Annotated in this window: 25 protein-coding genes; 10 read left to right on the forward strand and 15 right to left on the reverse strand. The window is 61.9% G+C overall.

Annotated elements, in window-relative coordinates; translation table 11 throughout:
• The first annotated feature begins 23 nt into the window (after positions 1-23).
• Positions 24-533 (forward strand): single-stranded DNA-binding protein, encoded by a 510-nt coding sequence (ssb, locus tag VPH41_RS27275; protein ID WP_034781209.1) that lies wholly within the window; start codon positions 24-26, stop codon positions 531-533.
• Positions 534-725: 192 nt separating this feature from the next.
• Positions 726-1,208: a DUF1203 domain-containing protein gene (locus tag VPH41_RS27280; protein WP_328572128.1), complete on the forward strand. Its 483-nt coding sequence runs from the start codon at positions 726-728 to the stop codon at positions 1,206-1,208.
• On the opposite strand, the gene VPH41_RS27285 is transcribed toward VPH41_RS27280, so the two are convergent.
• The 3 genes from VPH41_RS27285 to VPH41_RS27295 all read right to left on the reverse strand — a co-directional run bounded on the left by VPH41_RS27285 (position 1,205) and on the right by VPH41_RS27295 (position 6,311).
• Positions 1,205-1,621 carry a hypothetical protein gene (locus VPH41_RS27285; protein ID WP_328572129.1) on the reverse strand — a complete coding sequence of 139 codons (417 nt, stop codon included), beginning with the start codon at positions 1,619-1,621 and terminating at the stop codon, positions 1,205-1,207. The two genes, VPH41_RS27280 and VPH41_RS27285, sit on opposite strands and share 4 nt — an antisense overlap.
• A gap of 181 nt (positions 1,622-1,802) precedes the next feature.
• Positions 1,803-5,384 (reverse strand): ABC transporter permease/M1 family aminopeptidase, encoded by a 3,582-nt coding sequence (locus tag VPH41_RS27290; RefSeq protein ID WP_328572130.1) that lies wholly within the window; start codon positions 5,382-5,384, stop codon positions 1,803-1,805.
• Between the two features lie 9 nt (positions 5,385-5,393).
• Entirely contained in the window at positions 5,394-6,311 is a 918-nt protein-coding gene (locus VPH41_RS27295) for an ABC transporter ATP-binding protein (RefSeq protein WP_328572131.1), read from the reverse strand.
• Between the two features lie 275 nt (positions 6,312-6,586).
• On the opposite strand from VPH41_RS27295, the gene VPH41_RS27300 reads away from it, so the two are divergent.
• Positions 6,587-7,075, forward strand: a complete 489-nt coding sequence (locus VPH41_RS27300; RefSeq protein WP_328572132.1) for a GNAT family N-acetyltransferase — start codon at positions 6,587-6,589, stop codon at positions 7,073-7,075.
• A gap of 6 nt (positions 7,076-7,081) precedes the next feature.
• Here the strand turns inward: VPH41_RS27300 and VPH41_RS27305 are convergent, their stop codons facing one another.
• Positions 7,082-7,930 carry a hypothetical protein gene (locus VPH41_RS27305; protein ID WP_152282274.1) on the reverse strand — a complete coding sequence of 283 codons (849 nt, stop codon included), beginning with the start codon at positions 7,928-7,930 and terminating at the stop codon, positions 7,082-7,084.
• 175 nt (positions 7,931-8,105) lie between these two features.
• On the opposite strand from VPH41_RS27305, the gene VPH41_RS27310 reads away from it, so the two are divergent.
• Positions 8,106-8,678 carry a GNAT family N-acetyltransferase gene (locus tag VPH41_RS27310; protein ID WP_328572133.1) on the forward strand — a complete coding sequence of 191 codons (573 nt, stop codon included), beginning with the start codon at positions 8,106-8,108 and terminating at the stop codon, positions 8,676-8,678.
• Entirely contained in the window at positions 8,675-9,412 is a 738-nt protein-coding gene (locus VPH41_RS27315) for a metallophosphoesterase family protein (RefSeq protein ID WP_328572134.1), read from the forward strand. Before VPH41_RS27310 ends, VPH41_RS27315 begins: the two co-directional genes overlap by 4 nt.
• Here the strand turns inward: VPH41_RS27315 and VPH41_RS27320 are convergent, their stop codons facing one another.
• From VPH41_RS27320 to VPH41_RS27340, 5 genes are all read right to left on the reverse strand, one after another.
• On the reverse strand, positions 9,413-10,756 hold the full coding sequence (locus VPH41_RS27320) for a sigma-54-dependent transcriptional regulator (protein ID WP_152282278.1): 1,344 nt from the start codon (positions 10,754-10,756) through the stop codon (positions 9,413-9,415). It abuts the gene before it with no gap.
• Complete coding sequence (locus VPH41_RS27325; RefSeq protein WP_152255939.1) at positions 10,749-12,656, reverse strand: sensor histidine kinase; 1,908 nt, start codon at positions 12,654-12,656, stop codon at positions 10,749-10,751. Before VPH41_RS27325 ends, VPH41_RS27320 begins: the two co-directional genes overlap by 8 nt.
• A gap of 109 nt (positions 12,657-12,765) precedes the next feature.
• Positions 12,766-13,758, reverse strand: coding sequence for a porin (locus VPH41_RS27330; RefSeq protein ID WP_152282280.1), 993 nt, complete (start codon positions 13,756-13,758; stop codon positions 12,766-12,768).
• Positions 13,759-13,864: 106 nt separating this feature from the next.
• Positions 13,865-15,178, reverse strand: a complete 1,314-nt coding sequence (locus VPH41_RS27335; protein ID WP_152282281.1) for a dicarboxylate/amino acid:cation symporter — start codon at positions 15,176-15,178, stop codon at positions 13,865-13,867.
• A 386-nt stretch (positions 15,179-15,564) separates the two neighbouring features.
• Positions 15,565-17,898: a catecholate siderophore receptor Fiu gene (locus VPH41_RS27340; RefSeq protein ID WP_328572135.1), complete on the reverse strand. Its 2,334-nt coding sequence runs from the start codon at positions 17,896-17,898 to the stop codon at positions 15,565-15,567.
• 292 nt (positions 17,899-18,190) lie between these two features.
• On the opposite strand from VPH41_RS27340, the gene nudC reads away from it, so the two are divergent.
• Both nudC and folE read left to right on the forward strand, forming a co-directional pair.
• Positions 18,191-19,027 (forward strand): NAD(+) diphosphatase, encoded by an 837-nt coding sequence (gene nudC, locus VPH41_RS27345; protein ID WP_328572136.1) that lies wholly within the window; start codon positions 18,191-18,193, stop codon positions 19,025-19,027.
• Between the two features lie 77 nt (positions 19,028-19,104).
• The gene (folE, locus tag VPH41_RS27350) at positions 19,105-19,671 is read left to right on the forward strand and encodes a GTP cyclohydrolase I FolE (RefSeq protein ID WP_034754386.1); all 567 of its coding nucleotides are present in this window, start codon (positions 19,105-19,107) and stop codon (positions 19,669-19,671) included.
• A 45-nt stretch (positions 19,672-19,716) separates the two neighbouring features.
• Here folE and VPH41_RS27355 read toward each other — a convergent pair whose 3' ends face one another.
• On the reverse strand, positions 19,717-20,535 hold the full coding sequence (locus tag VPH41_RS27355) for an AraC family transcriptional regulator (protein WP_442906330.1): 819 nt from the start codon (positions 20,533-20,535) through the stop codon (positions 19,717-19,719).
• Between the two features lie 190 nt (positions 20,536-20,725).
• Here VPH41_RS27355 and VPH41_RS27360 point away from each other — a divergent pair, with 190 nt between their 5' ends.
• A complete protein-coding gene (locus tag VPH41_RS27360) occupies positions 20,726-21,133 on the forward strand; it encodes a hypothetical protein (protein ID WP_328572138.1) in 408 nt (135 codons plus the stop codon).
• A gap of 117 nt (positions 21,134-21,250) precedes the next feature.
• On the opposite strand, the gene VPH41_RS27365 is transcribed toward VPH41_RS27360, so the two are convergent.
• Entirely contained in the window at positions 21,251-21,616 is a 366-nt protein-coding gene (locus VPH41_RS27365; RefSeq protein WP_328572139.1) for a hypothetical protein, read from the reverse strand.
• Between the two features lie 105 nt (positions 21,617-21,721).
• Entirely contained in the window at positions 21,722-21,868 is a 147-nt protein-coding gene (locus VPH41_RS27370; RefSeq protein ID WP_328572140.1) for a hypothetical protein, read from the reverse strand.
• 221 nt (positions 21,869-22,089) lie between these two features.
• On the opposite strand from VPH41_RS27370, the gene VPH41_RS27375 reads away from it, so the two are divergent.
• Entirely contained in the window at positions 22,090-23,736 is a 1,647-nt protein-coding gene (locus tag VPH41_RS27375) for a methyl-accepting chemotaxis protein (RefSeq protein ID WP_328572141.1), read from the forward strand.
• Between the two features lie 16 nt (positions 23,737-23,752).
• On the opposite strand, the gene VPH41_RS27380 is transcribed toward VPH41_RS27375, so the two are convergent.
• A complete protein-coding gene (locus VPH41_RS27380; protein ID WP_152282286.1) occupies positions 23,753-24,178 on the reverse strand; it encodes a hypothetical protein in 426 nt (141 codons plus the stop codon).
• A gap of 188 nt (positions 24,179-24,366) precedes the next feature.
• On the opposite strand from VPH41_RS27380, the gene VPH41_RS27385 reads away from it, so the two are divergent.
• Entirely contained in the window at positions 24,367-25,065 is a 699-nt protein-coding gene (locus VPH41_RS27385) for a glutathione binding-like protein (protein WP_328572142.1), read from the forward strand.
• A 14-nt stretch (positions 25,066-25,079) separates the two neighbouring features.
• Here VPH41_RS27385 and uraH read toward each other — a convergent pair whose 3' ends face one another.
• Both uraH and VPH41_RS27395 read right to left on the reverse strand, forming a co-directional pair.
• Positions 25,080-25,490 carry a hydroxyisourate hydrolase gene (gene uraH, locus VPH41_RS27390; RefSeq protein ID WP_328572143.1) on the reverse strand — a complete coding sequence of 137 codons (411 nt, stop codon included), beginning with the start codon at positions 25,488-25,490 and terminating at the stop codon, positions 25,080-25,082.
• Positions 25,491-25,501: 11 nt separating this feature from the next.
• Positions 25,502-25,996: a GlcG/HbpS family heme-binding protein gene (locus VPH41_RS27395; protein WP_328572144.1), complete on the reverse strand. Its 495-nt coding sequence runs from the start codon at positions 25,994-25,996 to the stop codon at positions 25,502-25,504.
• Between the last annotated feature and the right edge of the window lie 78 nt (positions 25,997-26,074).

The raw sequence follows: 26,074 nt of genomic DNA on the forward strand, positions 1-26,074 counted from the left end.
CCGCAGTTCATCAGGAGTTATTCATGGCATCAGTCAACAAAGTCATCATCGTCGGCAATCTGGGCCGTGACCCGGAAATCCGCTACATGCCTAGCGGCGACGCGATCGCCAACATCGCCGTGGCCACTTCGTACAAATCGAAGGACCGCAACACGGGCGAACAAAAAGAATTGACAGAGTGGCACCGTATCTCGTTCTTCGGCCGCCTGGCGGAAATCGTCGGCCAATACCTGAAAAAAGGTTCGTCCGTCTACGTCGAAGGCCGCCTGCAAACCCGTAAATACACGGACAAGGACGGCGTCGAGAAGTACGCAACCGACATCATCGCGGAACAGATGCAAATGCTGGGCGGCCGTTCCGGCATGGGCGGCGACGCCGGCGGTGGCGATGACAGCTACGGCGGTGGCGGCGGCTACGAAGCCCCGGCCCCACGCCAGGCACCAGCCCCGCGTCCAGCCCCGGCACCGGCGCCACGCCCGGCACCGAAGCCAGCACCGAATTTCTCGGATATGGATGACGATATTCCGTTCTAAGTACGCCGTTCTGACGCTTGCCGTCAGGCACTGTCGATAAAAAGCCTGCTTCCTCCGTGAAGCAGGCTTTTTCATATGTACGGGCTGTAGAAGGTGATCCGGGGCGCACAGTTCCATGCCACAGCAAGAAACGGGTGGCAGCGCTGCCCCGATGCTGGTCTGATGGTGGTTTTGACGACACCGGAGAACAGCATGGATTTTCGCATCACGGGGCTGTCACCCGAGCCTTTTTTGCCCCTTTTTTCCTTGTCCGATGCCCAGTTAACGGCACTCGGCATACAACGCCATGTGGTCGACCAACATCCGGGATTTCCTGACCGTATAGGGTTGGTGGATGCCGAGCTGGGCGAGACCGTGTTGTTGCTGAATCACGTCTGCCAGCCCGCCGCGACGCCTTACCGGGCTTCCCACGCCATTTTTGTCAGCGAGGGTGCCACGCACGCCTACGATGCCGTCAACCAGGTGCCGGCATCCATGCGGCGGCGTCTATTGTCGCTGCGTGCCTATTCGGCCGATGGCATGATGCTCGATGCCGAGGTGGTGGACGGCAACGCCGTGGAGGACGTCATTGCGCAGCTGTTTGATAATACGGACGTCAGTTATATTCACGCCCACAATGCCAAGCGGGGCTGTTATGCGGCCCGCATCGACCGGGTAGGCGGCTCACTCGCCTAATCGCGCAAGCCGATATCGAGCGTGTACGTCGCCACCGCATTCCGGCGCGCCGCATTGCGCATCAGATATACCTGCACCGTGTACTCGCCATCGGCCGGCAGTTTGGCCTGGTAACTGTTGCCGCTGCTCGAGCCGGTGAACAGGGCGTCATCGCGGCCAGCCTGGCGGATGTTGAAGTAATTCGACGGCTGATTGGTTTTCAGCTTGACGCTGAGGGTCTGGCCTGCCTTGCCGGTCACCGTGTATTCGGCCGTGGCGTAGCCCTGGATCTTGCCTTTCACGCTGTGCGCGCTTGTGCCTGCGGTCAGTGCCACTGTTTCCTTGTGGACGGGGTCCGCGCTCCAGGCCGGCGTGGTGAAAACGAGTGCCGCCAGCAGCAGGCTGGCGCGCATGGGCAGGTGACGATGCGGCATATGCTATTCCCCTTTATCTGTAGGTCAAAATCAGTCGATGGTGCTGTCATCCATCTTACGCCAGCTGCTGCCATGGGCCTGTACGGCAGCGTGCGCAGGCCCAGTATTGCCCACGCTTCAACACGCAAAAAAAAGGCCGCGCACTCCTGGAATGCGCGGCCTGTTTGCGTTAACTCAAGGCTTAATTGAACGTGATTTCCTTGCGGTTGTCGCGCGGGACGCGGTCGATCATCTTGTTGTAGGGATCGACGCCCACTTCGAACGGTTTTTCCTTCACCGTCATCGTCACCACCGGGTCGTTGCCGGACAATACGCGCTTGTCCGTGAACAGGACTTTTTCGTCTTTCTCCTTGGCGCCCGGCGCGCGCGCGAAGATGGCGATTTCTACCGGCTCGTCATAGGCGCGCGGGCTTTCCTTGCCTTTGCCGTCGGATTCCAGCTTGGCCAGGTGCAGTTGCATGGTGACATCCCATTGCCCATCCTTGCGCTGCACGGCCGTCGCCTGCGTCACGCGGTTGTCGTAGAAGACGATCTTCTCGAACAGATCCGTGATCAGCGCCTGCTTGTCCTGCGGCGTTTCGGTGCGGATGTAGGCCAGCAGTTCCTGCGAGGTGGTAAACGGCGCCTGCTGGTAGCCCTTGTCCTGCAGATAGCGTTTCAGGGCACGGTTCAGCGCTTGCTCGCCGATCTCGTCGCGCAGGCGGTAGAACACGAGGCTGCCCTTGTTGTAGTGGATGTATTGCTGTCCTTCCACGCGCGCCAGCGGCAATTCCTCGATGGCTTCGCCGCCGCGTCCGCTCAGGTAGCGGTCCAGTTCATAGCGCAGGAAGCGGCGCATCTTGTCGCGGCCGTATTCCTTTTCCATCACCATCAAGGCCGAATATTGCGCCAGCGATTCCATCAGCATGGTGGCACCCTGCACATTGGCGCCGATGACCTGGTGGCCCCACCACTGGTGCGCCATTTCATGCGCCGTGACGTAAAACACATAATCGATGTCATCCTTATTGCGCAGGTCGGCGATGAAGCCGATGCCTTCCGAATACGGAATCGTATTCGCAAACGACTGCGCGAAGCTCTGGTAGCCGGGAAACTCCAGGATGCGCACCTGCTTGTGCTGGTAGGGCGTGAACTCGGTGCTGTAGTAGTCGAGCGACTTTTGCACGGAAGTGATCATGCGGTCCGTGTTGTAGCCATGCTTTTTGTCGAAATAAACTTCGATCGGCAAGCCGTGCCACTCGCCTTTCTTGACTTCCCAGCGCGCCGACAGATATGCAAAAAACGGCAGCATCGGCTGGTCCATCTTGTAGCGGTAGTAGCGGCGGCCATCCTTTTCCCAGCTGCTCTGCAGATAGCCGGGCGCCAGGGCGATCTGCTCGCCGCTGGTGGACACGGTGGTGTCGAAATGGATCCAGTCGGCATCGCCGCCCAGCACTGTGTTGTCATACGCGGAGCGGTCTTCCAGCTTGGCCATGCGCTGCGGCTCGCCCAGGCCCCGCTTGCGGCGCTCATTGCGGTCCAGTAACTCCATTTGCTTCGCATAGCCGAAGTGGGGGAAAAAGGCCTGGTTGTTGAAGAAGCTGCCGTTCAGGTTGACCTGGTCCGGCGTGCCGCTGTTGGTAAAGCCCTGATGCGTGACGGCCACCGTGAAATCGAGCGGCAGGGTGGCACCGGGCGCCAGCGCTTGCGCCAGCTTGAGGATGCTGAAGCCCAGTTCCTTGTCGTCCAGCGTCACCTTGTGCTCGGGCAAGTTCAACCAGCGTGTTTCCAGGTCCGGGTTGCGCTGGATGCGCAGGGTATCAAGCGGCTGCTGCGTCTTGTTTTGCAGCACGTAGTGACCCTTGATCAAGACTTTGCGTTGCTCTGGATAAATATCCACATCGGCCTGGACGTCCGTGATTTTTAATTGCGGCAAGTGCTGGTACTGCTTGTACAACTTTTCGTAGCGCGCCTGCTTGTCCATGCTGATGTTCGCCGTTTCGTACTGGTTCAGCACGTTCGTGTTGTAGAAGATCCAGCCGCCCGTGCCTGCCCAGCACAGCAGGACCAGGGCCAGCGCGGCACCCGCACGGCCGCGCAGGCGCTGTCCTGCCAGACGCAGGCGCGCACGCCAGTCGGCGGACAGGCCGCGCACCCAGAACGCCTGCGCCAGCATGACGAGGGCCACGGTGAACAGGCTCCAGTACAGCGCGAACCAGGCCCAGCCGGTCAGGAAGTGGCCATAGCCATTCATGTCTGAATACTTGATGGCGGGCGTGCCGCCGAAGGCGTACAGATTGTGCTCGAAGTGCAGCATGCCCAATACCATTTGCGCCACCATCAGCAGGATCACCAGCAGGTAGCCGATGAATTTGCTGTTGGACAGCACTTGCAGGGTGAGCGCGCACAAGGCCATCAGCACGAAGAAGAGGGAACCCAGCAGGGTGCCTTTCAGGTACAGCCCCAGTTCCACGGGCGCGCCGCCCTTGACGAGCTGGAAGCCGATGGCCGCGACGATGCCCACCAGCAGATAGCCGGCGATGACGCCGATCAGGGCCGTGCACTTGGCCAGCAGGGGAACCCAGTCGGGCACGGGCATGGCATCGCTGACATCGGCGATCCTGGCCTGGCGTTCCTTGAAGATCAGTTCGCCCGCATAAAACGTGACGATGATGATGAGCATGAAACTGAAGCTGTTGTTGATCTGCTGTAACAGCAAATGCGTCATCGGATACACGGCCGTACCATACATGTTCTTGCCGACATTGGCGCTGGTGATCAGGTTGATCACGGCGAACAGCAGCATGACGAGGAAGGGCACGCTCTTGAAGACGCCGGCCGCATCGAAGCGCAGGATTTGCCACCACTGGCGCCAGGCAGTTGCCGGGGTAAAAGCGGGCATGCTGCGCGGCAGGTGCAGCGGCGCGGCCACGGCGGGCGCGATGGTCTCTGCCTTGTGCTTGCCGAACAGGCGTTTTCCCGTCCCCGTGCGCTGCGGCTTGAACAGGATCACGGTGGCGGCGAACAGCACCACCGTGATGCCCAGCCACAGCAAGCGGTTGGCCAGCAGGAAGCCGGACAGAGGCGGCAGGCCCGCATTCGCTTCGGCGGACGTGAAGTAGCGCGTCATGCGGCCAAGGGCGCGCATGCCGAACGGGTCGAGCAGGACGGCGATCCATTCGTTATTGATGTCGCGCGTAAAGGCGCCAGCCATGCCCCACAGCACGAAAAAGCCCAGCACCCCCACGTAGACGAGCAACATTGAGCGCGTGGTGGCCGCCAGCAGCATCAGCAGGGCGCCAATGAAGAGCAGGTTCGGGATCACCATCACGCCGAAGCTCCACGCATACGCATGCAGCGAGAATGCGCCCACGCGCTGCGGGTCGACCCAGGGCATGAGGGGGCCGAGCATGATGGCCAGGGCGATGGCGGCAAAGATCACCAGACAGGCGACGAAGCCGGCGGCGAAGCGCCCGAACAGGTAATCCCATTTGCGCATGGGCGTGGCGAACAGCATGTCGGCCATGCCCACTTCGCTGTCGCGCAGCACGGCGCCGGCGATGAAGATGGTGATGAGCAGCATCGACAGCAGGCTGAACATTGTCAGCAGCTGCGCCACCACGGTGGGCGCATTGCGGTTGATGTTGCCGATGGCACCGCCCACCTGGATCGAATCGCTGCTGCTGGCGCCAAACGCCAGCAAGGCCAGGATGACGGCAAATATCCACAGCAGCGGCTGTTTCAGCTGGTAGCCGAGGTCAAACTTGAAAAATTCCTTCCACATGGCGGCCCCTTACGCTGCGACGGCGGCTGGCGCGGCGGCGGATGCTGCGGCGCCGCCGCGGGCAGCGTTGCGCACGTGCAGGAAGTACACGTCTTCCAGGTCCGGGGCAATCTGCACGAAGCCGCTGTCAGGCTGGCTGTCGGCATACACATTGATCTGCGGCTTGCCGCCCACCAGGCGCGTCGACAGCACATTGTGCGATTGCTGGTAGTGCACCAGTTCGTCCATGCTGACGCTGCGGCGCCAGACTTTGTTGTGCAGGGTGTCGATGGCCGCTTGCGGTTCGCCCTGTACCAGCACCTGTCCCTTGACGATCATGGCCATGCGCGGGCACAGGTCCGTCACGTCGTCGACGATGTGCGTCGACAGGATCACCACCACCTGCTCGCCGATCTTCGCCAGCAGGTTGAGGAAGCGGTTGCGTTCGTCGGGGTCCAGGCCGGCCGTCGGTTCATCGACGATCACCAGGCGCGGCGCGCCCAGCAGGGCCTGGGCGATGCCGAAGCGCTGGCGCATGCCGCCCGAATACGTGCCCAGGTTGCGTTTGCGCGCTTCCCACAGATTGGTTTGCTGCAGCAAGGCTTCCACGGCTTCCTTGCGCGGGCCCTTCTCCGTCAAGCCCTTCAGGACGGCAAAGTGGTTGAGCAGGGTTTCCGCGCTCACTTTCGGGTACACGCCGAAATCCTGCGGCAAATAGCCGAGCTGGCGGCGCAGGCTGGCCTTGTCCTGCAGCACATCGAGACCATCGAAATGGATGCTGCCGCTATCGGGATCCTGCAAGGTGGCGATGGTGCGCATCAGCGAGGACTTGCCCGCACCATTCGGCCCCAGCAAGCCGAACATTCCGTTGGGAATTTCCAGGCTGACATTGTTGATGGCCTTGACGCCATTGGCATACGTTTTGTTCAGCTGTTTGATCGATAGCATGTGCAGCACTCTCCAGAGCTTGGGTATGAAAGCCGGCAGATGCATGTCTGCCGGTCTGTGGAAGGGGATCACCCTTGTTTTTTCAGCCGCGATGGCGGATGTTACTTAAAAACAATAATATATAGCCAATTGGAAGGAAATTAATATTTTTGCGACCAACAGTGGAATGACAGGGCTGAAATGCAGGAGGGAGGGATGAATGACGTGGTGCTACACTCGCCTTTTTCAGCGACGCCAGGCGGCGGAAAGACGGGACCATGCCGATAGCGCAGCACATGACATTACGCGCCGTTGCGCCCGGCGAAGCAGGCGCGTTGGCGCAGCTGTTCCAGCTGTACTGTTACGACAATAGCGCCTGGAGCGGCGAAGACGTGCTGGCCGACGGCCGCTATGACGTGTGCGACGGGGGGCTGGCCGAGTATGTGCATGCGCCGGGCCACACGGCGCACTGGATCGAGGTCGATGGCGCGCTGGCAGGTTTTTATCTCACGGAGCCGGCCATGGCGGGCACGCTTGCCGTCCAGGAGTTCAGCGACTTTTTTATTTTGCGCAAATACCGGCGCCGGGGGCTGGCGCTGGAAGTGGTGCGGCGCGTGCTGCTGGGCAGCGCGCAGGCGTGGCTGGTGGCGACATTCCGCGACGATGCGGCGGCCTGCGCGTTCTGGCAGCAGGCGTTTGCGCGCCTGCCGTTTGCCAGTGTCGAGGCGTACGAGGATCCGGCCTTGCCGCAGTTTCAGCTGACGGTGCTGAAACCGGCGGCCTGAACTGTCTTAAAAGCGGACCTTGACGTAGGCGGAGGGGCCCGTCAGGCGGATGTTCAGGTCGGCATCGCGTTCGCTGTCGCGGTGCAGCTTGATTTTCGAGATGCCATAGTCGGCCACGAAACCGATGTTCTTGAACGGAAACCATTCCACGCCGACATTGCCGCCGTAGATGTGGCCGTTGATGCGCCCGCCGTTTTTCTTGATGCCCGACGCTTCCGCATACATGCGCAAGTCCGGTGTGAACGCGTGGCGCCAGCCCACTTCCAGCAGCGGCGCAAACGCGTGCTCGCCGATGGAATCGCGCGCCGTGGCCGTTTCGCCATTGACGATGCCCGTGGCCGTGCCGTTCAGGTTGGCATGGTAGTAGGCGGCGCCCAGGCCGATGCCGAAGGTGTCGTTGCCGCTGCCCAACCACCATTTATAGGCGAGCTTGGCCAAGTCCAGCTTCAGGTCGGCATTTGCCGTGGCCGTGCCCGTGACGGGCTGGCCATTGATGATGGTTTCACCAGTCAGGCTTGGCGTGTAGGATTTGTCGTAGCGGTAGTAGTCGAATGCCAGGCCGTGGCGGTCGCCGATCAGCAAGTCCGCTTTGACGCGGGGAATGGTGGTGTGGCTCTGCTTGGATTCGGGCGCATCGATGCGGCCAAACTGCGTGTCGGCGCCGATATTGATGCGCGGATCGGCGGAAAATGCCCCCACCGAGATGCTGACGCGATCCAGCGTGGGCGACGGTTCCGCCCGCGCGGTGGCGGCGGCCGTGGCGACGCCCAGTACGCCCAGCATCATGGCGCTGCGCAAGGCAAGATGGCGCAAGCGTGGTGGGGACAGGCGGGCGGGGACGGGCGTGGCAAACATGGGGCTACTCCTCAAAATAAAGTGAACGGGCCGCGACGTCGGGGCGGCTGGCCTTATGCGGTAATGCAATGAGGAAATGGTAGCAATTGTTACTTTTGAATTACGTAGCCGCACGACGCAACTGGCCGTCGGACTTGTCCTACCCAATGTCACCGCCAGTCAAGAGAGGAAAAACATGCAACAGATCATCGAACTGACGACGCCGCGCTTGCTGCTGCGCCAATGGCGCGACAGCGACCTGCCGCCATTTGCCGCCCTGAATGGGGATCCCCGCGTGATGGCCTGCTTTCCCGCTACCCTGTCGCGCGAGGCCAGCGACGCCATGGCGCAGCGTTGCCGCAGCCTCATCGCCGAGCGGGGCTGGGGATTGTGGGCCGTGTCCTTGCGCGACAACGATGCCTTCATCGGCATGACGGGACTGCATATTCCCACCGTGCAATTGCCGTGCTCGCCGTGCGTGGAAATCGGCTGGCGCCTGGCCTTCGATTACTGGGGAAACGGTTACGCGCAGGAAGCGGCGCAGGCCGCCTTGCAGGCGGGGTTTGCACGCTTGCACCTGCCGGAAATCGTCTCGTTTACGGCCTTGCCTAACGTGCGCTCGAGCGCGCTGATGGCGCGCCTAGGCATGCATCGCGATGCGGCCACGTTCGAACATCCGGCCCTGCCGCCGGGCCACCGTTTGCGCACGCATTGCCTGTATCGGCTGACGCGCGCACAATGGTGCGCACGGGAGGGAATCACACCATGAAAATTGCCGCCATTTCCGATATCCACGGCAACCTCGATGCGCTCGATGCCGTGCTGGCCGACATCGCCCTGCGTGGCGTGGACATGATCGTCAACCTCGGCGATATCGTCTCGGGCCATTTGCAGCCGCGCGCCACGGCGGCGCGCCTGATGGCGCTGGACTTGCCCACCATCCGCGGCAACCATGAGCGGCAATTGTTCGGCGACCCCGCCCGCATGGGCGTATCGGACGCCTTTGCGCGCGCGCAACTGTTACCTGAACAACTCGCGTGGATAGCGGCGCTGCCTGCCACCTTGCGTCTGAGCAAAGATGTGCTGCTCGTACATGGCACGCCGCAAAGCGACCTCGTATATTTTCTCGACAGCGTCACGCCGCAAGGCAGCCGCGCCGCCACGCCGATCGAGGTGGCCGAACGCGCGGGCCCGGCCGATGCGGCCCTGATCCTGTGCGGCCACACGCACATGCCGCGCCAGGTACGCCTGCCCGATGGGCGGCTGATCGTCAACCCGGGCAGCGTGGGCTTGCAAGCGTACGACGACGACCATGCTTATCCGCACGTGATGGAAAACGGCACGCCCCACGCGCGTTATGCCATCGTGGAACGGGGCGCGGACGGCGCCTGGGCGGCGCAGCTGCATGCGGTGGCGTATGACTGGGAAAAGGCGGCCCGGCTGGCGCTGGCGAACGGCCGGCCCGACTGGGTCGTACCCTTGCGCACGGGCCGCGTGGCTTGATTACCTGAACTCTTCGGCCACCAGGTTGTATTTCTGCATCTTGTGATACAAGGTCTGTTTCGGCAAACCGAGCACTGCGCTCACTTCGCTGACGTTGCCAGAATATGCGCGCAGTTCCTGTTCGATCAGCGCGCGTTCGAAGCCGTTGACCTGTTCCGCCAGCGACAGCGGACTGGCCTGGCCGCCGGCCAGCAGGCTCGACGCGCCACCGGCGATACCGAGCACGAAGCGGTCGGCGATATTGCGCAGTTCGCGCACGTTGCCGGGCCAGGAATGGGCCATCAGGTTGCGCATCTGCGCGCTGGAGACGACGGGCGCGGCCCGGTTGTAGCGGGCCGCGGCGGCCAGCACGAAGTGCTCGAACAGGATGGGGATATCCTCGCGCCGTTCGCGCAGGGGCGGCAAATGCAGCACGATCAGATTCAGGCGGTAGTACAGGTCGCTGCGGAATTTCTGCTGCTGCGACAAGTCTTCCAGGTCCAGCTTGGCCGCCGCGATCACGCGCACGTCGACGGGCGTGGGCACGTTCGAACCGAGCCGTTCGATATAGCGTTCCTGCAGCACGCGCAGCAGTTTCACCTGCAGCGACAGGGGCAGCGATTCGATCTCGTCGAGAAAGAAGGTGCCCTGGTCCGCATGCTCGATCTTGCCCACCTGGCGCTTGGCCGCGCCCGTAAACGCGCCCGGCTCGTGGCCGAAGACTTCGCTTTCAAAAATGCTTTCGGGAATCGCGCCGCAGTTGACGGCGACGAAGTTGTGCTTGCGGCGATGGCTGAAGTCGTGCAGGCAGCGGGCCACCATTTCCTTGCCCGTGCCCGTATCGCCATAGATCAGCACGTCGGCGGGTTCGTTGGCAACGTCGAGGATCAATCGCCGTATGTCGCGCATCGCCACGGAATTGCCCAGCAAGCGTGCTTCGATGCCGCCGCCGTCCTCGAGCTGGCGGCGCAGGCTGTGCACTTCCAGGGTGAGGCGCCGCGTTTCCAGCGCGCGCAGAATGACGTCGACCAGCTGCTCGGACGAATAGGGCTTTTCGATGAAGTCGTAGGCACCCGTGCGCATGGCGTGCACGGCCATGGTGATGTCGCCGTGGCCCGTGACGAGGATCACGGGCAGGTTGGCATCGAGCGTCTTGACCGCCTGCAGCAATTCCAGGCCGCTCATGCCGGGCAGGCGCACGTCGCTGACCACGATGCCGGGAAAATCCGGCGTCAGCAGCTTATAGGCCAGTTCGGCCGAGTGGAAGGCCAGCACGTCCAGGCCGGCCAGCTGCAGTGCCTGCTCGCTGCCTTCGCGTACGGTGGGGTCGTCCTCGACCAGCAAGACCTTCAAGCCGTCAAACATGTTTTTCCTCCTGCGTTGCAATCTGTAGTTCGATGGTGAAGATGGCGCCGCCGCCGGGCGCGTTTTCGGCCCGCAGCACGCCGCCGAACTGGCGCGTGATCTGTTCGGAAATGGCCAGTCCCAGACCCAGTCCCAGGCCTTGCGGCTTGGTGGTGAAGAACGGTTCGAACAGGTGTTCATATACTTCCGTCGACAGGCCCGGTCCCGTGTCGGCCACGTGGATCAGGACATGCTCCGGCGTGCATTCGACGGCCACGCGCAGGCTGCGCACGTCGCTGCCGTTCATGGCGTCGAGCGCGTTGGCGTACAGGTTCACCAGCACCTGCTCCAGGCGGTTACTTTCGCACATGGCGAAGATGTCTTCGGGCGGCAATTGCAGGGTGAAACGCACATTTTCAACCTGCAGGCGCCGTTCGACCAGAAACAGGGCGTTGCTGATCGCCGTGGGAATCGACACGGAGGTCAGGCTGGTCGTCGATTTGCGCGCAAAAATCTTCAATTGGCCTGTAATGGTCCCCATCCTGGCCGCAATTTGCGAGATTTTCGCCAGGTTGCGCCGCGCGTCGTCGAGCCGTCCCCGTTCCAGCAGGATGACGGCATTGTCGGACATGGTGCGCAGCGCCGTCAGCGGCTGGTTCAGTTCATGCGTGATGCTGGCCGACATTTGCCCCAGCACGGCCATCTTGCCCGCTTGGAACAGTTCATTTTGCGTGATATGGAGTTTTTGCTCGGCCTTGCTGCGCACGTCGATTTCCTGGCTCAGGCTTTGCGTCATGGCATTGAGTTCCGACGTGCGTTCCTCGACCATGGCTTCCAGGTTGTCGTACGCATGCTGCAGATCTTCGCGGGCGCGCAATTTTTGCGCCACGGCCGCGCGGCGCTGGCGCAGGTAAAAGAACAGCAGCATGAAAAAGCCCAGCAGCACGCAGGAGAAGGCGGCTGCCGCGCGGGCGCTGGCCTTCGCTTGCGCCAGGTCGGACAAATAAATGAAGGTCCAGCCTTGCGGCGACTTCAGCTTGATCTGCGTCATCACGCTGGAGCTGGTCTTCGGTGGCGTATCGGGGTGTTCCTGCTCGCGCACGCTGATCACGCGCGCGCCATTGCCCAGCTGGCGGTCGGAAACGAAGGGGATCGGTTCGAGCTGCTTTGAGTAATACTGGCGCGTGCGGTTGAGTTCTTCGACGATGGCGGGCGACAGCGGGGCCAGGGTGCGGTATTTCCAGTCAGGCATGGAGCTGAGGAAGATCACGCCGTGCTCATCGGCCAGCATCACCTTGTCGGCGCCCTGCACCCAGCGTTTTTCCAGGTTTTCCAGGTTCACCTTCACCGTTGCCAGGCCCAGCATGTGGCCATTCTGGTAGATGCCATGGGCAAAGAAATAGCCGGGTTCCAGCCGCGTCGTGCCCACGCCATAGAAGCGGCCCGGCGTGCCGCGCAGGGCGTCCTGGGCATACGGGCGGAACGAGATATTGTCGCCAATAAAACTGTCCGGTCCTTGCCAGTTGCTGGCGGCCCGCGTGTTGCCGTCGAGGTTGCTGATGAAGATGGTCGAGGATTTCGCCTGGGCATTCATCTGCTCCAGGTAATGGTTGACCGTATCGACCAGCACCGGGTCTTCCGGATGCTGCAGCAGGCGGATCACGTCGCGGTTCAGCTCCAGGGTCTTGGGCAGGAAGTCGTATTTCTCCAGCGCATTTTCCAGGCTGCTGACGTACACCTCGAGGCGCTGCGCGCCGCTGGCCTGCAGCTTGCCGATGGCGATGCGTTCGGTCCAGAAATACACGAGCCAGACGGTGGCCAGGCAGGCGGCCAGCACCACGCCCCAGGCCAGCGTTTCGCGGCCCGACCGTTGCGACAGGCGCTGGCGCCAGGAAAGAGGTGGTTTGCTGCTGCTATTCATAAAATCAGGTGCCAACTTGCAAGAACCCACAGTATCGCATTTAAGTAATCGCGGAAATAAAAAAGCCGCCGGATGTGCATCCGGCGGCCTGCGCTGTCATTAGCCGCGATCAGAAGGTGTGGCGCATGCCCAGGTTAAAGCCGCTGTTGCCGGTGCCATTGTCCGTGGCGTTGCCGACGACGAAGGTGGCGCCGTTCTTGTTGCTGATGTGGCCGTAACCGGTGTACAGGTCGCTGCGCTTGGACAGGGAGTAAAAGGCGCCGATGGCCCATTGCTGGGCGTCACGGTTCAAGTTGCTCTTGTCGTTGTGGCGGATGTAGGACGCGACCAGCTTGGTGGCGCCGAACGGGGCGCTCAGGCCGACCAGCAAGTCGTTGCTCTTGCTGTTGTCGAGGGCGCGGTTGTCGGCATAGCCGAAGTTGCCTTGCAGCACACCAAAGTCGTAGCGCGCGGCCAGCAGGGTGTTGCGCGTCTGCTGGGTGGCCAGCGCATTTTCCTTGCGGTGGTGCGTCAGGGTCACGTTCAGGGGGCCGTCGATGTAGTGCACGGCGCCGCCCAGGCTGCGGTTTTTTGCATTGTCATCAGCCACTTCGCCAAAGCCATAAGCGAAGTCGGCCGACAGGTGGCTATAGGTCGGCGTGGTGTATTGCACCATGTTGTCGACGCGGATATTCGTCACCATCAGGTTCGAGGCCGTGCCGGCCAGGCCGATGACGAACGGATCGGCCACGTCGCGCAGGGCCAGGTAGTACGGCGAGTACTGACGGCCCAGGGTGATGGCGCCGGCGCTGCCGGACAGGCCCACATACGCCTGGCGGCCGAACAGCAAGCCGCCCTGGCCCGAGGTGCCCGTGTCGATATTGAAACCGCTTTCCAGCACGAAGTTGGCGTACATGCCGCCGCCGAGGTCTTCCTTGCCCTTGAAGCCGATGCGCGAGCCGGAGGCCACGCCAGAGGCGACGCGATTGACGCGCTCGCCTGCCGCATCCTTGTCGAGCACCAGGCCGGCATCGGCCACGCCATAGATGGTCACGCTGGATTGGGCCAGCGCGCCGCCGGAAGCTGCGCCAAGGGCCAGCAGGGTAAACAGGACTTTTTTCATGAGAATCTCTCTAGTAAGGGGGATAACTACTGATCGCACTACCTGACTGCTTGTTACTCAACAATGAAAACAAATAAATGGCCCGCTTGTGGCGGGCCATGGCGCCTTAGGCCTTGCTAGCGTGGTCCGCTTCGCCCCAGTGGCTTTCCGTGTTCTGGCTGGCCGCGTTGGCCGCGGCTGCTTCTTCTTCGGTGGCCAGGCCGCCTTCCCACTTGGCGACGACTGCCGTGGCGACGGCATTGCCGACCGCGTTGGTAGCCGAACGGCCCATGTCGAGGAATTGGTCGACACCCATCAGCAGCAGCAGGCCCGCCTCTGGAATATTGAATTGGTTCAATGTAGCGGCAATCACCACCAGCGAGGCGCGCGGTACGCCGGCCATGCCTTTCGACGTCAGCATCAGCAGCAGCAGCATGGTGATCTGCGTGCCGATCGACAGGTCGATGCCGTAGGCTTGCGCGATGAACAGCACGGCAAAGGTGCAGTACATCATCGAGCCATCGAGGTTGAAGGAGTAGCCCATTGGCAGCACAAAACTGGAAATCTTGCGGTCCACGCCGAACTGGTCGAGCGCCGTCAGCAGTTTTGGATACGCCGCTTCCGAGCTGGCCGTCGAGAATGCCAGCAGGAACGGTTCGCGGATCAGGCCGACCAGCTTGAAGACGCGGGGGCCGATGACGACGAAACCGGCGGCGATCAGCAGGGCCCACAGGCACATCAGGCCCAGGTAGAAGCCACCCATGAACTTGGCAAACGTGACCAGCACGCCCAGGCCATGCGTGGTGATGACGGAAGCCATCGCGGCAAACACGGCCAGTGGGGCCAGGTTCATGATGGTGCCCGTGATGCGCAGCATGACTTGTGCCAGCTGGTCGACGACGGCCGTCAGGGTCTTGCCCGATTCGCCCAGGCCGGCCAGTGCGCCGCCGAAGAAGATCGAGAACACCAGCACTTGCAGGATTTCATTGTTGGCCATGGCCTCGATCGGTGATTTCGGCACCAGGTGCGTGAAGAAATCTTTCAAGGTGAAGGCGGCCGTTTTCAAATTGGTCGACGCGTGTACGTCCGGCAATGGCAGGCCCAGGTTGGTGCCCAGCTGCATCAGGTTCGACAGCACCATGCCCAGCGCCAGCGACACCAGCGAGGCGACGACGAACCAGCACATGGCTTTCAGGCCGATGCGGCCCGCCGTCTTGCCGTCGCCCATGTGGGCGATGCCGACCGTCAGGGTGGAGAACACCAGCAGCGCAATGATCATCTTGATCAGGCGCAGGAAGACGTCAGTAACGATGGAAATATTGCCAGCGATCTGAGCGCTGAGCTTGGCATCCGGGAAGGCGGTGTTGCATCCATAGCCGACGGCAATGCCGAGGATCATGGCAATCAGGATGTACAGGGTTAATGGCCGTTTCTTTTTCATTTTGACTCCTCCAAATGAAGCGCCGCTGTGAGCGGATTATTGATAGCGAGCAACTCAAGCTTGGAGTCAATATTTCTCAAAAACAAGCCCTTGCGTGCTGGCGATTATTTGCAGCAAAACCTGTATATAGCAAAGGATATGCCTGAAATGGAAATTCGGTACGTAACTTCTTAAGTTGTTGATTTAAGGAAGCTTTTTTTGTTGTTAAGAAGTCGCAACCAGGCCTGCTTGCGCGAAATATTGGACGCGGCGGGCCATCGCTGTATGACTTTTCATACGCTAGTCACGGCAGGGGCGCGGTGCGCCAAAAAGGCAAGATTATCAGGACAATAAAAAAGCCCCTCCGAAGAGGGGCTTGATATCGCGCAATACCTGTTTTCTTGACGTCAGAACTTGATATTTGCCGTCAGGCTGAACGAACGGGGCTGGCCCGGGGTGTAGCGGAAGCCGGACTTGTTGATGGCCGCCACATAGGTCTTGTCGGCCAGGTTGTAGGCGTTCAGCTGCAAGTCGAGGTTCTTGTTGACGGGATACGTTGCCATGGCGTCGAAGACCCAGTAGGCATCCACGCGGGCCGGCGTGCCGACGGCGCCGTCGGTGCCGCGCAGCATTTCACCCACGTAACGCGCGCCGCCGCCGATCTTCAGGCCAAACGGCAGCGTGTACGAAGTCCAGCTGGTGAACGCCTGTTTCGGCGTGTAGCTGAGGTTATTGATGCCGCTGGCCGTGACCACCTTGCCCGACTCGACCTTGGTATTCATGCGCGTGTAGCCGGCGCTGACCAGCCAGTTCGGCATGATCTCGCCCACCACGCCCAGTTCCAGGCCTTCCACGCGCTTCTTGCCGGTCTGATAGTAAATGGTGGGGATGACGGGATCCTGTTCCACTTCATTCTTGACGGTGGTCTGGTAGACGGCGGCCGACAGCGACAGTTTTTGCTTCAGGAAATCCCACTTGGTGCCGATTTCCTTGGTGAGGGTTTCCTGTGGGTCATAGCTCGGGTTTTGCGCGCTGCTGGCGCCGCTGCTCAGGGCGAAGTTGACGCCGGGCGGCGCTTTCGACGTGGCCAGCAAGGCATACACGCTGCTGTCCGGCGTCGGCTTGTACATGGCCGAGATCTTGCCGTTGGCCAAGGTGTCGCTCAGGGTCAGGTGGGTGGGAATTGGCGTGCCCACTGGCAATGGCTGTACGGCTGGCGGCGTGACGGCCGCTTGCAGGGCGACGGCGTCATACGTGGTGTTGAAGTGGTCGAAACGCACGCCGCCATTGAAGATCCACTTGTCGCCGAATTTGACGGTGTCGAATACATACAGGCTTTGCGTGTTGACTTCGCCTTCGGTGTAGGCGCCGCTGCGCACGGGGTTGTGGCCGGTGACGGGGTCGCGCGGGTTCGGGTGGTACAGATTGGCGTCCGGCAAGGTCCCCAGGCTGGCGGGCACATAGCTGTAGTTGGTCTGCTTTTCGCTGGTGAACTCGGCGCCGGCCACCAGCGAGTGCTTGAGCACGCCCGTGTCGAATTGCGCGCTGACCACGGTCTGGTTGGTCAGGATCGTGTTTTCCTGTTCCTTGACGGTGCGCAGCGAGCGCGCCAGGGTCCAGGTCGACGGATCGGTGGCGACCGGCGTCTTCAGGTTGGCGGTGCTGCCCATGAAGGCCGTCAGCAGGTAGTCCTGCTTGGTCTTGCCGTAGCGCGTGGTGTTTTGCAGCTGCACGTTGGGCGAGAAATCATGGTCGATGCGCAAGGTGCCCATGTCGGCCTTGATCTTGTCGTAGTCCGCAGTGGAGCCGTAGAAATTCTTCGGGTCGACCTTGGCCGCGCCGTTCAGGAAGGTGCGGATGACCGGGTTGGTCTTCGTGATGGTGTCCGGCGTCGAGTAGCCGGGCAAGCCGATGGTGGGCACGCCGCCGTCGGGCACGTTGTCCTGGTCCACGTGCAGATAGCTGGCCGTGATGCGCGTTGGTTTACCGATGCCGAAGGTGACGGTGGGTGCGAAGGCCCAGCGCTTGTTCTTGACTTCATCGCGTGCCGGGTTGCCGCTGTCTTGCGTCATCAGGTTCAGGCGCAAGGCCGTGCCCGAGTCGGTGTCGAGGATGCGGTTCCAGTCGGCCGTGGCGCGTTTCTGCTTGCCGCTGCCCGCCGTCAGCAGGGAATTGAATTTGTTTTCCATGGTGGCCGTCTTGCTGACCAGGTTGATCGAGCCCGTGGGCGAACCGCGGCCGCTGTCCGTGCCCGCCGGGCCCTTCAGCACGTCGATCTGTTCGATGTTGAAGACGTCGCGCGAGATGGAGCCCACGTCGCGCACGCCGTCGACATAGATGCTGCCCGACGAGTCGAAGCCGCGCATGTAGACGGCGTCGCCCGTGTTCGTGTTGCCGTTTTCACCGAGGAAAAAAGTACCGACGCCTGGCGTGTTGCGCAGCGCGTCCGTCAGGGTCAGCGCGCCTTGTTGTTCGATCAATTCCTTCTTGATCACGACGATGGTTTGCGGCGTATTGACCAGCTCTTCCGTGTATTTCGGCGACGACGCTTTTTCGGCCTTGAAATCATTTTCCTTGGAGCCCACGACCTTGATTTCGTTCAGGGTTTGCTGCGATGCGGGGGCGCTTTGGCCGGCCGGATCGGCCGCCTGGGCGGCGACGGGCAGCAGCATCACGGCCAGGGCGGCGCCGATGTGCTGGTTGAAACGGTTGGGGGCGTGTTTGCGGCTCTTGATTGCCATCTTGCTCTCTCGATAAGGTCAGGGTAGTGGTTCCTGGCTGGCGCTGCGCGCGGTGCAATGGCACGCGGACAAGTGGCTGGCGGTGGAGACGGGGTGTGGGACATTGTAATAATTGGGCGCTAATTCGTAAATGAGAATCGTTATCAGTCTCGTTTACACAACGGATTACAGGTATCGGAAAAAAAACACTGTGATACCGCATGAATGCTTGCTTTGCCGGCGGGCCGCTGCTACGCGCGCAAGCGTCTGGCAGCGGGAGTATGATGAGCAACCTTTACAATTGACTGCCAGCATGCTCCACACTCCCGATGCCTTTGTTCCCCTGATCGATGCGCCCGAACCGGCCCCGGCCTTTGACCAGACGCTCACGTTTGTGTTTCACCGGGGGCGGCTGCTGTTGCATACGCCCCAGTTGCTCTTGCCCACAGCCGCCGAGGTGGCGGCGCTCGGCATCGACTTGAGCCGCGCCCAGCCCGTGGGCCTGTGGCAGGGCCGGTATTGCCAGACCGTCTGGTCCGATGAGGAAGCGTTGCCCGCCGATGGCGGCCTGGCCTGGCATGGCATGCGCAGTTTGTTCAATGCCGTCGACGACGGTTTCCTGGGCTTGGCCAGCCGTGCCGTGCAGCTGGCCGAATGGGCGCGCACGCACCGCCATTGCGGCGTGTGCGCCACGCCGATGCAGCGCACGCGCGGCGAGCGCTGCTTCACGTGCGCCGCTTGCGGCATGCTCGCGTATCCGCGCATTTCGCCCGCCATGATGGTGTTGATACGCAAGGGCGACCAGGTGCTGCTGGCCATGCACAAGCACTCGCCGTCGCAGCGCTTCAGTCCGCTGGCCGGTTTCCTGGAAGCGGGCGAATCGATCGAGGAAGCCGTGCACCGCGAAGTGATGGAAGAGGTGGGCTTGCGCGTGCATAACCTGCAGTACTTCATGAGCCAGTCCTGGCCGTTTCCCCATTCGCTGATGATCGCGTTTACGGCCGATTATCTCGATGGCGACATCCGCCTGGACGAGAACGAGATCGCCGAGGCGCGCTGGTTCGGCCCCGGCGATGCGTGGCCGGAAGCGACGTCCAGCGTGTCGATTTCCGCGCTGCTGGTGCAGGCGCACCGCCCGCCGGCGCAGTAGGAAAGCAGCGGCTGCTCAGGCAGCCTGCCACATTTTCTATATACTGGCGGCAATTGCAAATTTTAGGGTGTTTTAGCATGTCTCAAGAAGAATTCTCCGAAAACGACTGGCGCCGGCTGATCAGCAGCTTTGGCGAAGACCCGCAGCGTCCTGGCTTGCTGGAAACGCCGGCGCGCGTGGCCAAGGCCTGGAAGCACTGGACGTCGGGCTATGGCCAGGATCCGGTCGATTTGCTGAAAGCCTTCGAAGACGGCGCGGAGCAGTACAACGAACTGATCGTGGTGCGCGGCATCCCCGTCTACAGCCATTGCGAACACCATCTGGCGCCGTTCTTCGGCAAGGCCACCATCGGCTACGTGCCCAATGGCAAGATCGTCGGCCTGTCGAAGCTGACGCGCCTGGTCGATTGCTTCTCCAAGCGCCTGCAAGTGCAGGAACGCATGACGATGCAGATCGCCAATGCGCTGATGGAAGTGCTGGAACCGAAGTCGGTGGGCGTGGTCGTGCGCTGCCGCCACCTGTGCATGGAAAGCCGCGGCATCCGTACGCCGGGCGAAGAAACCATCACCTCGGCCATGCTGGGTGAGATGCAGCCGAATCTGGCGCTGCGCACGGAATTCCTGGCCCTGGCGCGTGAAAGCTGATTTTCGGCGACGATGCAGGACGAAGGCGGCTGATGCCGCCTTTTTTTATGGCTTGCCCGATTCCCGTTCCGCCAGGTAACGGGCCGGTGGCTTGCCCACGGCCTTGCGGAACATGGTGACAAAGCCACTGGTGTTTTCGTAGCCGAGTTCCAGCGCCACCGCTTTCACGCTGTGGCCTTGCGCCAGCCGTTGCAAGGCCAGGATGACGTGCAATTGCCGGCGCCAGCGGCCCACGCTCATGCCCATTTCCTCCAGGGATTGCCGGGTCATGCTGCGCTCGCTCATGCCGATGCGGCCGGCCCATTCGGCCAGGGTGCTTTTATCGGCCGGCTGCGCCAGCAGCAGGGAAGCGAGGCGGCGCAGGCGCGCATCGCGCGGTATCGGTAAATGCAAGTCTTCCACGGGCGCGGCCGCCAGCTCATCGAGCAGGGTCGCCACCAGGCGTTCCTGTGCGCCGTGCAGCGCATACAGGGTGGGAAAACTGGCCGCCTTGGCGATCAGTTCGCGCAGCAGGGGCGAGACGGCCACGGTGCAGCAGACGGCCGGCAGGGCCGGCGCCATGGCTGGCTCGACAAACAGGCAATAGCATTCGGCTTCGCCCACGCCCTGCGCCGCATGCATCAGGCCGCCCGGTATCCACACGGCGCACTGGGGCGGCACGATCCATACGCCGCTTTCTACCTCGCAATGAATCACGCCCCGCGTGGCATACAGCAGCTGTCCCTTGCGGTGCTGGTGCGGCGCCTGCTCCGCGTCTTCGCGTACGCTGGCCAGGCCCACGGCCAGCAGCGGGCGCAGCACGCCATCGACGTCGAAATCGAAGATGGAGGCGGCGGCGTCCAGGCCCAGGTGGGCCGTCAGCATGCTGGGCAACAATGGATGGGGCATGAGGGGTTGGCTGGATTGAATAATATTGTGGCTATTTTATGCAATGACGCGTAACGCCGCCAACGGTATCGTGTGCACATCCGCAGCCCCGCTTCAACGGCAACCGCCGCCGCCAGTGTTCTGATGAAGGTGAGGAGGAACGGCAACCCCTTGAAGGAGTCATCCCATGCAACTCGATTTTTCCACATTTCCCCTCGTCTGGATGCGCCGCGACAGCGCGTCCAGCCTCCAGGCCGATGCCTTGTTCGCGCAATTCGACGCGCTGCTGGCGCGCCGGCAGGCGTTTGTCATCCTCAGCGAGGAAGGCTTTGACGAAGACGGGCATGAGCACCCGCAGGAGGAGCGCAAGCGGGCTTCACTGTGGATGAAGCAGAACAAGGCTGCCATCCGCGCCTATATCCAGGGCATGGTGCTGGTCGAACCGAGCGCCGCCAAGCGCCTGGCCGGCAAGGCCTTTGCCGTTTTATTCGGCAAGTTCTGGGGCTATCCCCTGCATTTCGGCACCAGCCGCGACGACGCGCTCGACATCGCCCAGCATTTGCTCAAGGCGTGGCTGCCGCCAAGGGAGGGTTGACAAACTCAAGAGCACCTGACAAAACCGTAGCTGTGGCTAAGAAGCGCAACCGTACTTCTAGTACGGTGAGCATCGCAGGCCGCAAAGCGCGCCGTGCAGTAGGTTTGGTCAGGTGTTTTAGTAGCGATAGTCGTTGACGAAATGCTTGGTGAAGTTGTACTTGCTGCCGCCGTCGAGCAGGTCGACCAGGCGTTTCGGTGCCGAGGCCGACATGAAGGCGTCGGCTGCGCCGCCCGTGCTGCGGAACTTCATGCCGGGGCTGAGGATCTGGTTGGCGCCGACCTTCAGGTGCTGGAAGCTCTTGGTCTTTTCATTGTTGAGGATGAAGTGCAATTCCTGCTTGAAGGTCAGGAAGGGAATCTTCAGCCACCAGCCTTCGTCCGTGCCATAGCTGGCGACGCTGGCAAAGTGCGTGTTCTTGTCCGTCAGCGTGGGTTTGCCCAGGCGGTCGTTGATGCGTTTCATGGCTTCATTCTTGGTCATGCTGTTCTTTCGTGTGTCGATCTATGCGGCGTGCATTCTGACACAGGCGCGCCGCCGCGTGCCGGGGAATGCCTCACAGGAGCAAAATCAGCGAGCCGAGCACGATCAGGCCGACGCTTTCAGGGTGAACGGCTCGAACACGGCCGACAGGATGGCAAAGCTTTGCCAGCTCATGGTGGTCGACATGGCACTCCTTGCGCGGTGGGGAATGGCAATGACTGTAGCGTAAAAGAGCGGCGGCCGCTGGCCCATTTTTATTGCAATGCAATATCAATTCTCATCAATTGTCGCAACGCATTAACAACACCGGGAAAAATTCATTGCTTCCCGGCATTGTAAATATTGGTCGTTCGAGCGTATGCTGGAGCAGTCTGAACGGTGCCGCCAGAGCACCGTCGCCGCCGCATTCCTGGCCTGCAGAGCTGGAAGCGGGCCCGTCCCATCGCCGCACAATAGATAGTTGGAGACACAGCATGAAGAAATTGACGTTCCAGCAGAAGTTATGGATTCCCCTGATTTGCAGCCTGTTGTGCATCACCGTTATTTTTGTCTATAACGCCCTGGAAATCCGCAAGATCCGCATCGAAGAGCGCAGCGCCGACCTGAGTAATGCCGCCGACCTGGGCCTGGGCGCCGTCAAGATGTTCGGCGACCTGGCCGCCAGCGGCGCCCTGACGAAGGAAGAGGCGCAAAAGCAGGCCACGGCCGTCATCAAGAGCATGCGTTTTGGCGAGACCGGTTATTTGTCCATCATCAACCTCGATGCCGTCGTCGTGATGAATCCCGCCGCACCGCAAACCAACGGCAAGAACATGTCGGATTTTAAAGATGCCAACGGCACCTATCTGTACCGCGACATCGTTACCGTCGGCAAGAGCGATGCGGGCAAGGGCTTCGTCCACTATTATTTCCCCCGTCCGGGCCAGAAGAATCCGGAACCGAAGATGAGCCGCGTGGTGGCCTACAAGCCGTGGGCCTGGACCCTCGTCGTGGGCGTGTACATGGACGATATCGACGCGGCCTTCCGCCAGTCGCTGATCACTTCGCTGGGCGTGCTGCTGCTGGTGTGCGCCTTGCTGGCCGCCGTCGTCGTGGCCATCAACCGCAGCCTGCGCCATGCGCTGGGCGGCGACCCCGAGTATGCGGCCGACGTGGCTGAAAAGATCGCCAACAACGATTTGAGCGGCGCCGTGCGCACGCATGCCAACGACCGCCACAGCGTGCTGTACGCGATGAAAACCATGCAGGCCAACCTGGTCGACGCGATCAGCGAAATCCGCCACAGCGCCGAGACGATCGCCACGGCATCGAGCGAGATTGCCAGCGGCAATATGGACTTGTCGGCGCGTACGGAAATGCAGGCCAGTTCGCTGGAAGAAACGGCCGCCTCGATGGAGGAATTGACCTCGACCGTGACGCAAAACGCGGGCAACGCCGTGCAGGCAAATGAGCTGGCGCAGTCCGCTTCCGCCGTGGCGCGCCAAGGCGGCGCCGTGGTGGCGCAAGTGATCGGCACCATGGACACCATCAACGCTTCGTCGCGCAAGATCGTCGACATCATCGGCGTCATCGATGGCATCGCGTTCCAGACGAATATCCTGGCCTTGAACGCGGCCGTGGAAGCGGCGCGCGCCGGCGAGCAGGGACGCGGCTTTGCCGTCGTGGCGTCGGAAGTGCGCAATCTGGCCCAACGGTCCGCTGGCGCGGCGAAGGAAATCAAGGAACTGATCGGCGCTTCCGTCGACAGCATCGCGGCCGGCAGCACCCTCGTCGCACAGGCGGGCACGACCATGGATCAGGTGGTCGCTTCCGTCTCGCGCGTGACCGACATCATGGCCGACATCACGGCTGCCTCGCACGAGCAAAGCACGGGCATCGGCCATGTGAACCAGGCCATCACGGAAATGGATAGCGTGACGCAGCAAAATGCGGCACTGGTGGAAGAGGCGGCAGCGGCAGCGTCCAGCATGCAGGACCAGGCGGCCGTGCTGGCGCAGCTGGTGGCGCGCTTCAAGCTGTCGGCGCAGGAGTCGGGAACGGCGCCGCGCCTGGCGGCCACGTCGGCTGCCGCGCCACGCGCCGTGGCAAGAAAGCCGCTGCGCAGCCTGGCGGCGCGCTAGGGGCTTCGCTCAGGACTTATTGGGCGGGCGCCGCTGCTGGCGGCGCCGGCTCGAATTCCAGCTTGTCATCGACGACCACGAATTGCCCGACCGGCTGGCCCAGGTCGGCTTTCGGGTCGTTTTCCATTTCCGTCAGCTCATTGCAGGTATTCGTTTCCGCCTGCCACAGTTGCTTGCCCATGCGGATATTCCACACACCCTCGCCGGCCGCAAACAGCTCGACCTTGATGTCGGCTGGCGCATCCGTCGACAGCGTATGCAGGCGCTGGCATTGCGGCAGATTGGTGGCCATCAGCTGCACTTCCACGGTATCTTGCCAAAAATAACGTTGCTGGCGGCGCACGGTCAGCGAGTGGTCCTGGCCGTCGAACAGGTAGATGGCGAAGTCCTGGACACAGCCTGACAGCAGGACGGACAGCATGACGATCAGGAGTTTGCGCATGGTCGGCTTTCTTTGTTTGTGCTCTGGAATGTCGGGATGCCTGCGTGAGGCTGCGAGTGGGCGCTTGCCTCGCTTGGGCGCCGTCTTGTTTTTCGCTTACGTGGCATTATATCCATGCACACCAGTTGCGGCGCGACAATAGTTTTGCAGAGTCCGCCCGCTTTACTTATCTACCTGGAAAGACCACGATGATCGACCTCTATTACTGGACCACGCCCAACGGGCACAAAGTGACGATGTTCCTGGAAGAAGCGGGCATCCCGTACACGCTCATTCCCGTGCATATCGGCAAGGGCGAGCAGTTCAAGCCCGAATTTCTCGCCATCGCGCCGAACAACCGCATCCCCGCCATCGTCGACCAGGCGCCGGAAGATGGCGGCGCGCCCCTGTCCCTGTTCGAGTCGGGCGCCATTCTGCAATACCTGGCCGAGAAAAGCGGGCAATTCCTGCCGGCCGATGTGCGCGGCCGCGCCGAGGTGATGCAATGGCTGTTCTGGCAAATGGGGGGACTGGGGCCCATGGCTGGGCAAAACCACCATTTCGTGCAATATGCACCCGAGCCCATCGAGTATGCGATCACGCGCTACGTGAATGAAACGAACCGGCTATACGGCGTGCTGAACAAGCGCCTGGCGGACCGTGCATTCGTGGCCGGCGACAGCTATTCCATCGCCGACATGGCGATCTACCCGTGGATCGTGCCGCATGCGCGCCAGCGCCAGAAGCTGGAAGATTTCCCGCACCTGGCGCGCTGGTTCGCGGCCATTGCCGCCCGTCCCGCGACCGTGCGCGCGTATGCGCGGGCGGCCGAAATCAATGTGCAGCCCACCGTCAGCGAGGAGGCGAAAAGCGTGCTGTTCGGCCAGACGGCGAAGACGCTCGCTTAGGTTTCAGTTTCCCCTCAGTTACCCCGATATGTGGAGAAACCGAAAGGACTGAGCAGCAGGGGAATGTGATAGTGCTGCTCGGTCTTTTCCACGTGAAATTGCACGGGGATTTCCGGGAAGAAGGTTTCCTGTTTCAGCCGTGCATAGTGTTCGCCTGTTTTAAACACGATGCGGTAGTCGCCCGCCTGCATGGGCGTATCGGCCGGATACATGGCTGCGATGCGCCCCTGCGCATTCGTCACGGCGCTGCTCAATGGCTTCCAGTCATCTCCCTTCTTTTGCTCCAGGGTCACCGTCACGCCCGGCGTCGGCTGGCCGCTTTGCAAGTCGAGGATGTGCACGCTCAAGGGATTGGCGGCGGCCAGGGCCGTGCTGGACAGGCTGGCGAAAGCCAGGGCGGCGGTGATTTTTTTCAGACAGGTCATCGTTGTATCCTTCAAAGGGTGGGGGAATCGAGTTCGGGGAGGGCGGCCAGCGCCGCCCGGGCGCAGGCACGGTCTTGCAGGGCGCCACCGCCACCGGCGACGCCGATGGCGCCGACCACGTGCCCCAGCGCCATCAATGGCAAGCCGCCGCCCAGCAGCAACAGTTCCGGCACGGTGCTCAGGTTGGCCATGTCCGGATGGGTGCGGGCTGCCACGGCCAGCGTGTACGTGTCGCTCTTGGTGGACAAGGCCGTGTAGGCCTTGCGCCGGCTGGCTTCCGTGTTGTGCGGCCCGACGCCATCGGCGCGCTGCACGGCGACGACATTGCCGCCATGGTCCAGTATGGTGACGACGATGTGCCGACCCTGCGCCTGGCACGCGGCCATGGCCGCGTTGGCCAGCTTGTTGGCCGCCGCCAGCGACAGGTCATTGATACTGCGCAATTGCGCGTGGGCGGGACTGGCCAGCAGGCACAGCAGGGTACTGCCGAATAACAGGGTTTTCATGTGGCGTCCAGAGAATCAGGTGACGCCAGTATGGCCAGGCTTGCCCTACGGGAAGATGATCGCCGCATGACATTTTTA

Origin of the sequence: Janthinobacterium sp. P210006 (genome assembly GCF_036231885.1) — a bacterium.
Lineage (GTDB): Bacteria > Pseudomonadota > Gammaproteobacteria > Burkholderiales > Burkholderiaceae_D > Janthinobacterium > Janthinobacterium violaceinigrum.

Excerpts from the sequence above, each read along its gene's own strand:
- ssb (WP_034781209.1), top strand. The coding sequence starts at position 24 with ATGGCATCAGTCAACAAAGTCATCATCGTCGGCAATCTGGGCCGTGAC.
- VPH41_RS27280 (WP_328572128.1), top strand. The coding sequence starts at position 726 with ATGGATTTTCGCATCACGGGGCTGTCACCCGAGCCTTTTTTGCCCCTT.
- VPH41_RS27285 (WP_328572129.1), bottom strand. The coding sequence starts at position 1,621 with ATGCCGCATCGTCACCTGCCCATGCGCGCCAGCCTGCTGCTGGCGGCA.
- VPH41_RS27290 (WP_328572130.1), bottom strand. The coding sequence starts at position 5,384 with ATGTGGAAGGAATTTTTCAAGTTTGACCTCGGCTACCAGCTGAAACAG.
- VPH41_RS27295 (WP_328572131.1), bottom strand. The coding sequence starts at position 6,311 with ATGCTATCGATCAAACAGCTGAACAAAACGTATGCCAATGGCGTCAAG.
- VPH41_RS27300 (WP_328572132.1), top strand. The coding sequence starts at position 6,587 with ATGACATTACGCGCCGTTGCGCCCGGCGAAGCAGGCGCGTTGGCGCAG.
- VPH41_RS27305 (WP_152282274.1), bottom strand. The coding sequence starts at position 7,930 with ATGTTTGCCACGCCCGTCCCCGCCCGCCTGTCCCCACCACGCTTGCGC.
- VPH41_RS27310 (WP_328572133.1), top strand. The coding sequence starts at position 8,106 with ATGCAACAGATCATCGAACTGACGACGCCGCGCTTGCTGCTGCGCCAA.
- VPH41_RS27315 (WP_328572134.1), top strand. The coding sequence starts at position 8,675 with ATGAAAATTGCCGCCATTTCCGATATCCACGGCAACCTCGATGCGCTC.
- VPH41_RS27320 (WP_152282278.1), bottom strand. The coding sequence starts at position 10,756 with ATGTTTGACGGCTTGAAGGTCTTGCTGGTCGAGGACGACCCCACCGTA.
- VPH41_RS27325 (WP_152255939.1), bottom strand. The coding sequence starts at position 12,656 with ATGAATAGCAGCAGCAAACCACCTCTTTCCTGGCGCCAGCGCCTGTCG.
- VPH41_RS27330 (WP_152282280.1), bottom strand. The coding sequence starts at position 13,758 with ATGAAAAAAGTCCTGTTTACCCTGCTGGCCCTTGGCGCAGCTTCCGGC.
- VPH41_RS27335 (WP_152282281.1), bottom strand. The coding sequence starts at position 15,178 with ATGAAAAAGAAACGGCCATTAACCCTGTACATCCTGATTGCCATGATC.
- VPH41_RS27340 (WP_328572135.1), bottom strand. The coding sequence starts at position 17,898 with ATGGCAATCAAGAGCCGCAAACACGCCCCCAACCGTTTCAACCAGCAC.
- nudC (WP_328572136.1), top strand. The coding sequence starts at position 18,191 with ATGCTCCACACTCCCGATGCCTTTGTTCCCCTGATCGATGCGCCCGAA.
- folE (WP_034754386.1), top strand. The coding sequence starts at position 19,105 with ATGTCTCAAGAAGAATTCTCCGAAAACGACTGGCGCCGGCTGATCAGC.
- VPH41_RS27355 (WP_442906330.1), bottom strand. The coding sequence starts at position 20,535 with ATGCTGACGGCCCACCTGGGCCTGGACGCCGCCGCCTCCATCTTCGAT.
- VPH41_RS27360 (WP_328572138.1), top strand. The coding sequence starts at position 20,726 with ATGCAACTCGATTTTTCCACATTTCCCCTCGTCTGGATGCGCCGCGAC.
- VPH41_RS27365 (WP_328572139.1), bottom strand. The coding sequence starts at position 21,616 with ATGACCAAGAATGAAGCCATGAAACGCATCAACGACCGCCTGGGCAAA.
- VPH41_RS27370 (WP_328572140.1), bottom strand. The coding sequence starts at position 21,868 with ATGGGCCAGCGGCCGCCGCTCTTTTACGCTACAGTCATTGCCATTCCC.
- VPH41_RS27375 (WP_328572141.1), top strand. The coding sequence starts at position 22,090 with ATGAAGAAATTGACGTTCCAGCAGAAGTTATGGATTCCCCTGATTTGC.
- VPH41_RS27380 (WP_152282286.1), bottom strand. The coding sequence starts at position 24,178 with ATGCGCAAACTCCTGATCGTCATGCTGTCCGTCCTGCTGTCAGGCTGT.
- VPH41_RS27385 (WP_328572142.1), top strand. The coding sequence starts at position 24,367 with ATGATCGACCTCTATTACTGGACCACGCCCAACGGGCACAAAGTGACG.
- uraH (WP_328572143.1), bottom strand. The coding sequence starts at position 25,490 with ATGACCTGTCTGAAAAAAATCACCGCCGCCCTGGCTTTCGCCAGCCTG.
- VPH41_RS27395 (WP_328572144.1), bottom strand. The coding sequence starts at position 25,996 with ATGAAAACCCTGTTATTCGGCAGTACCCTGCTGTGCCTGCTGGCCAGT.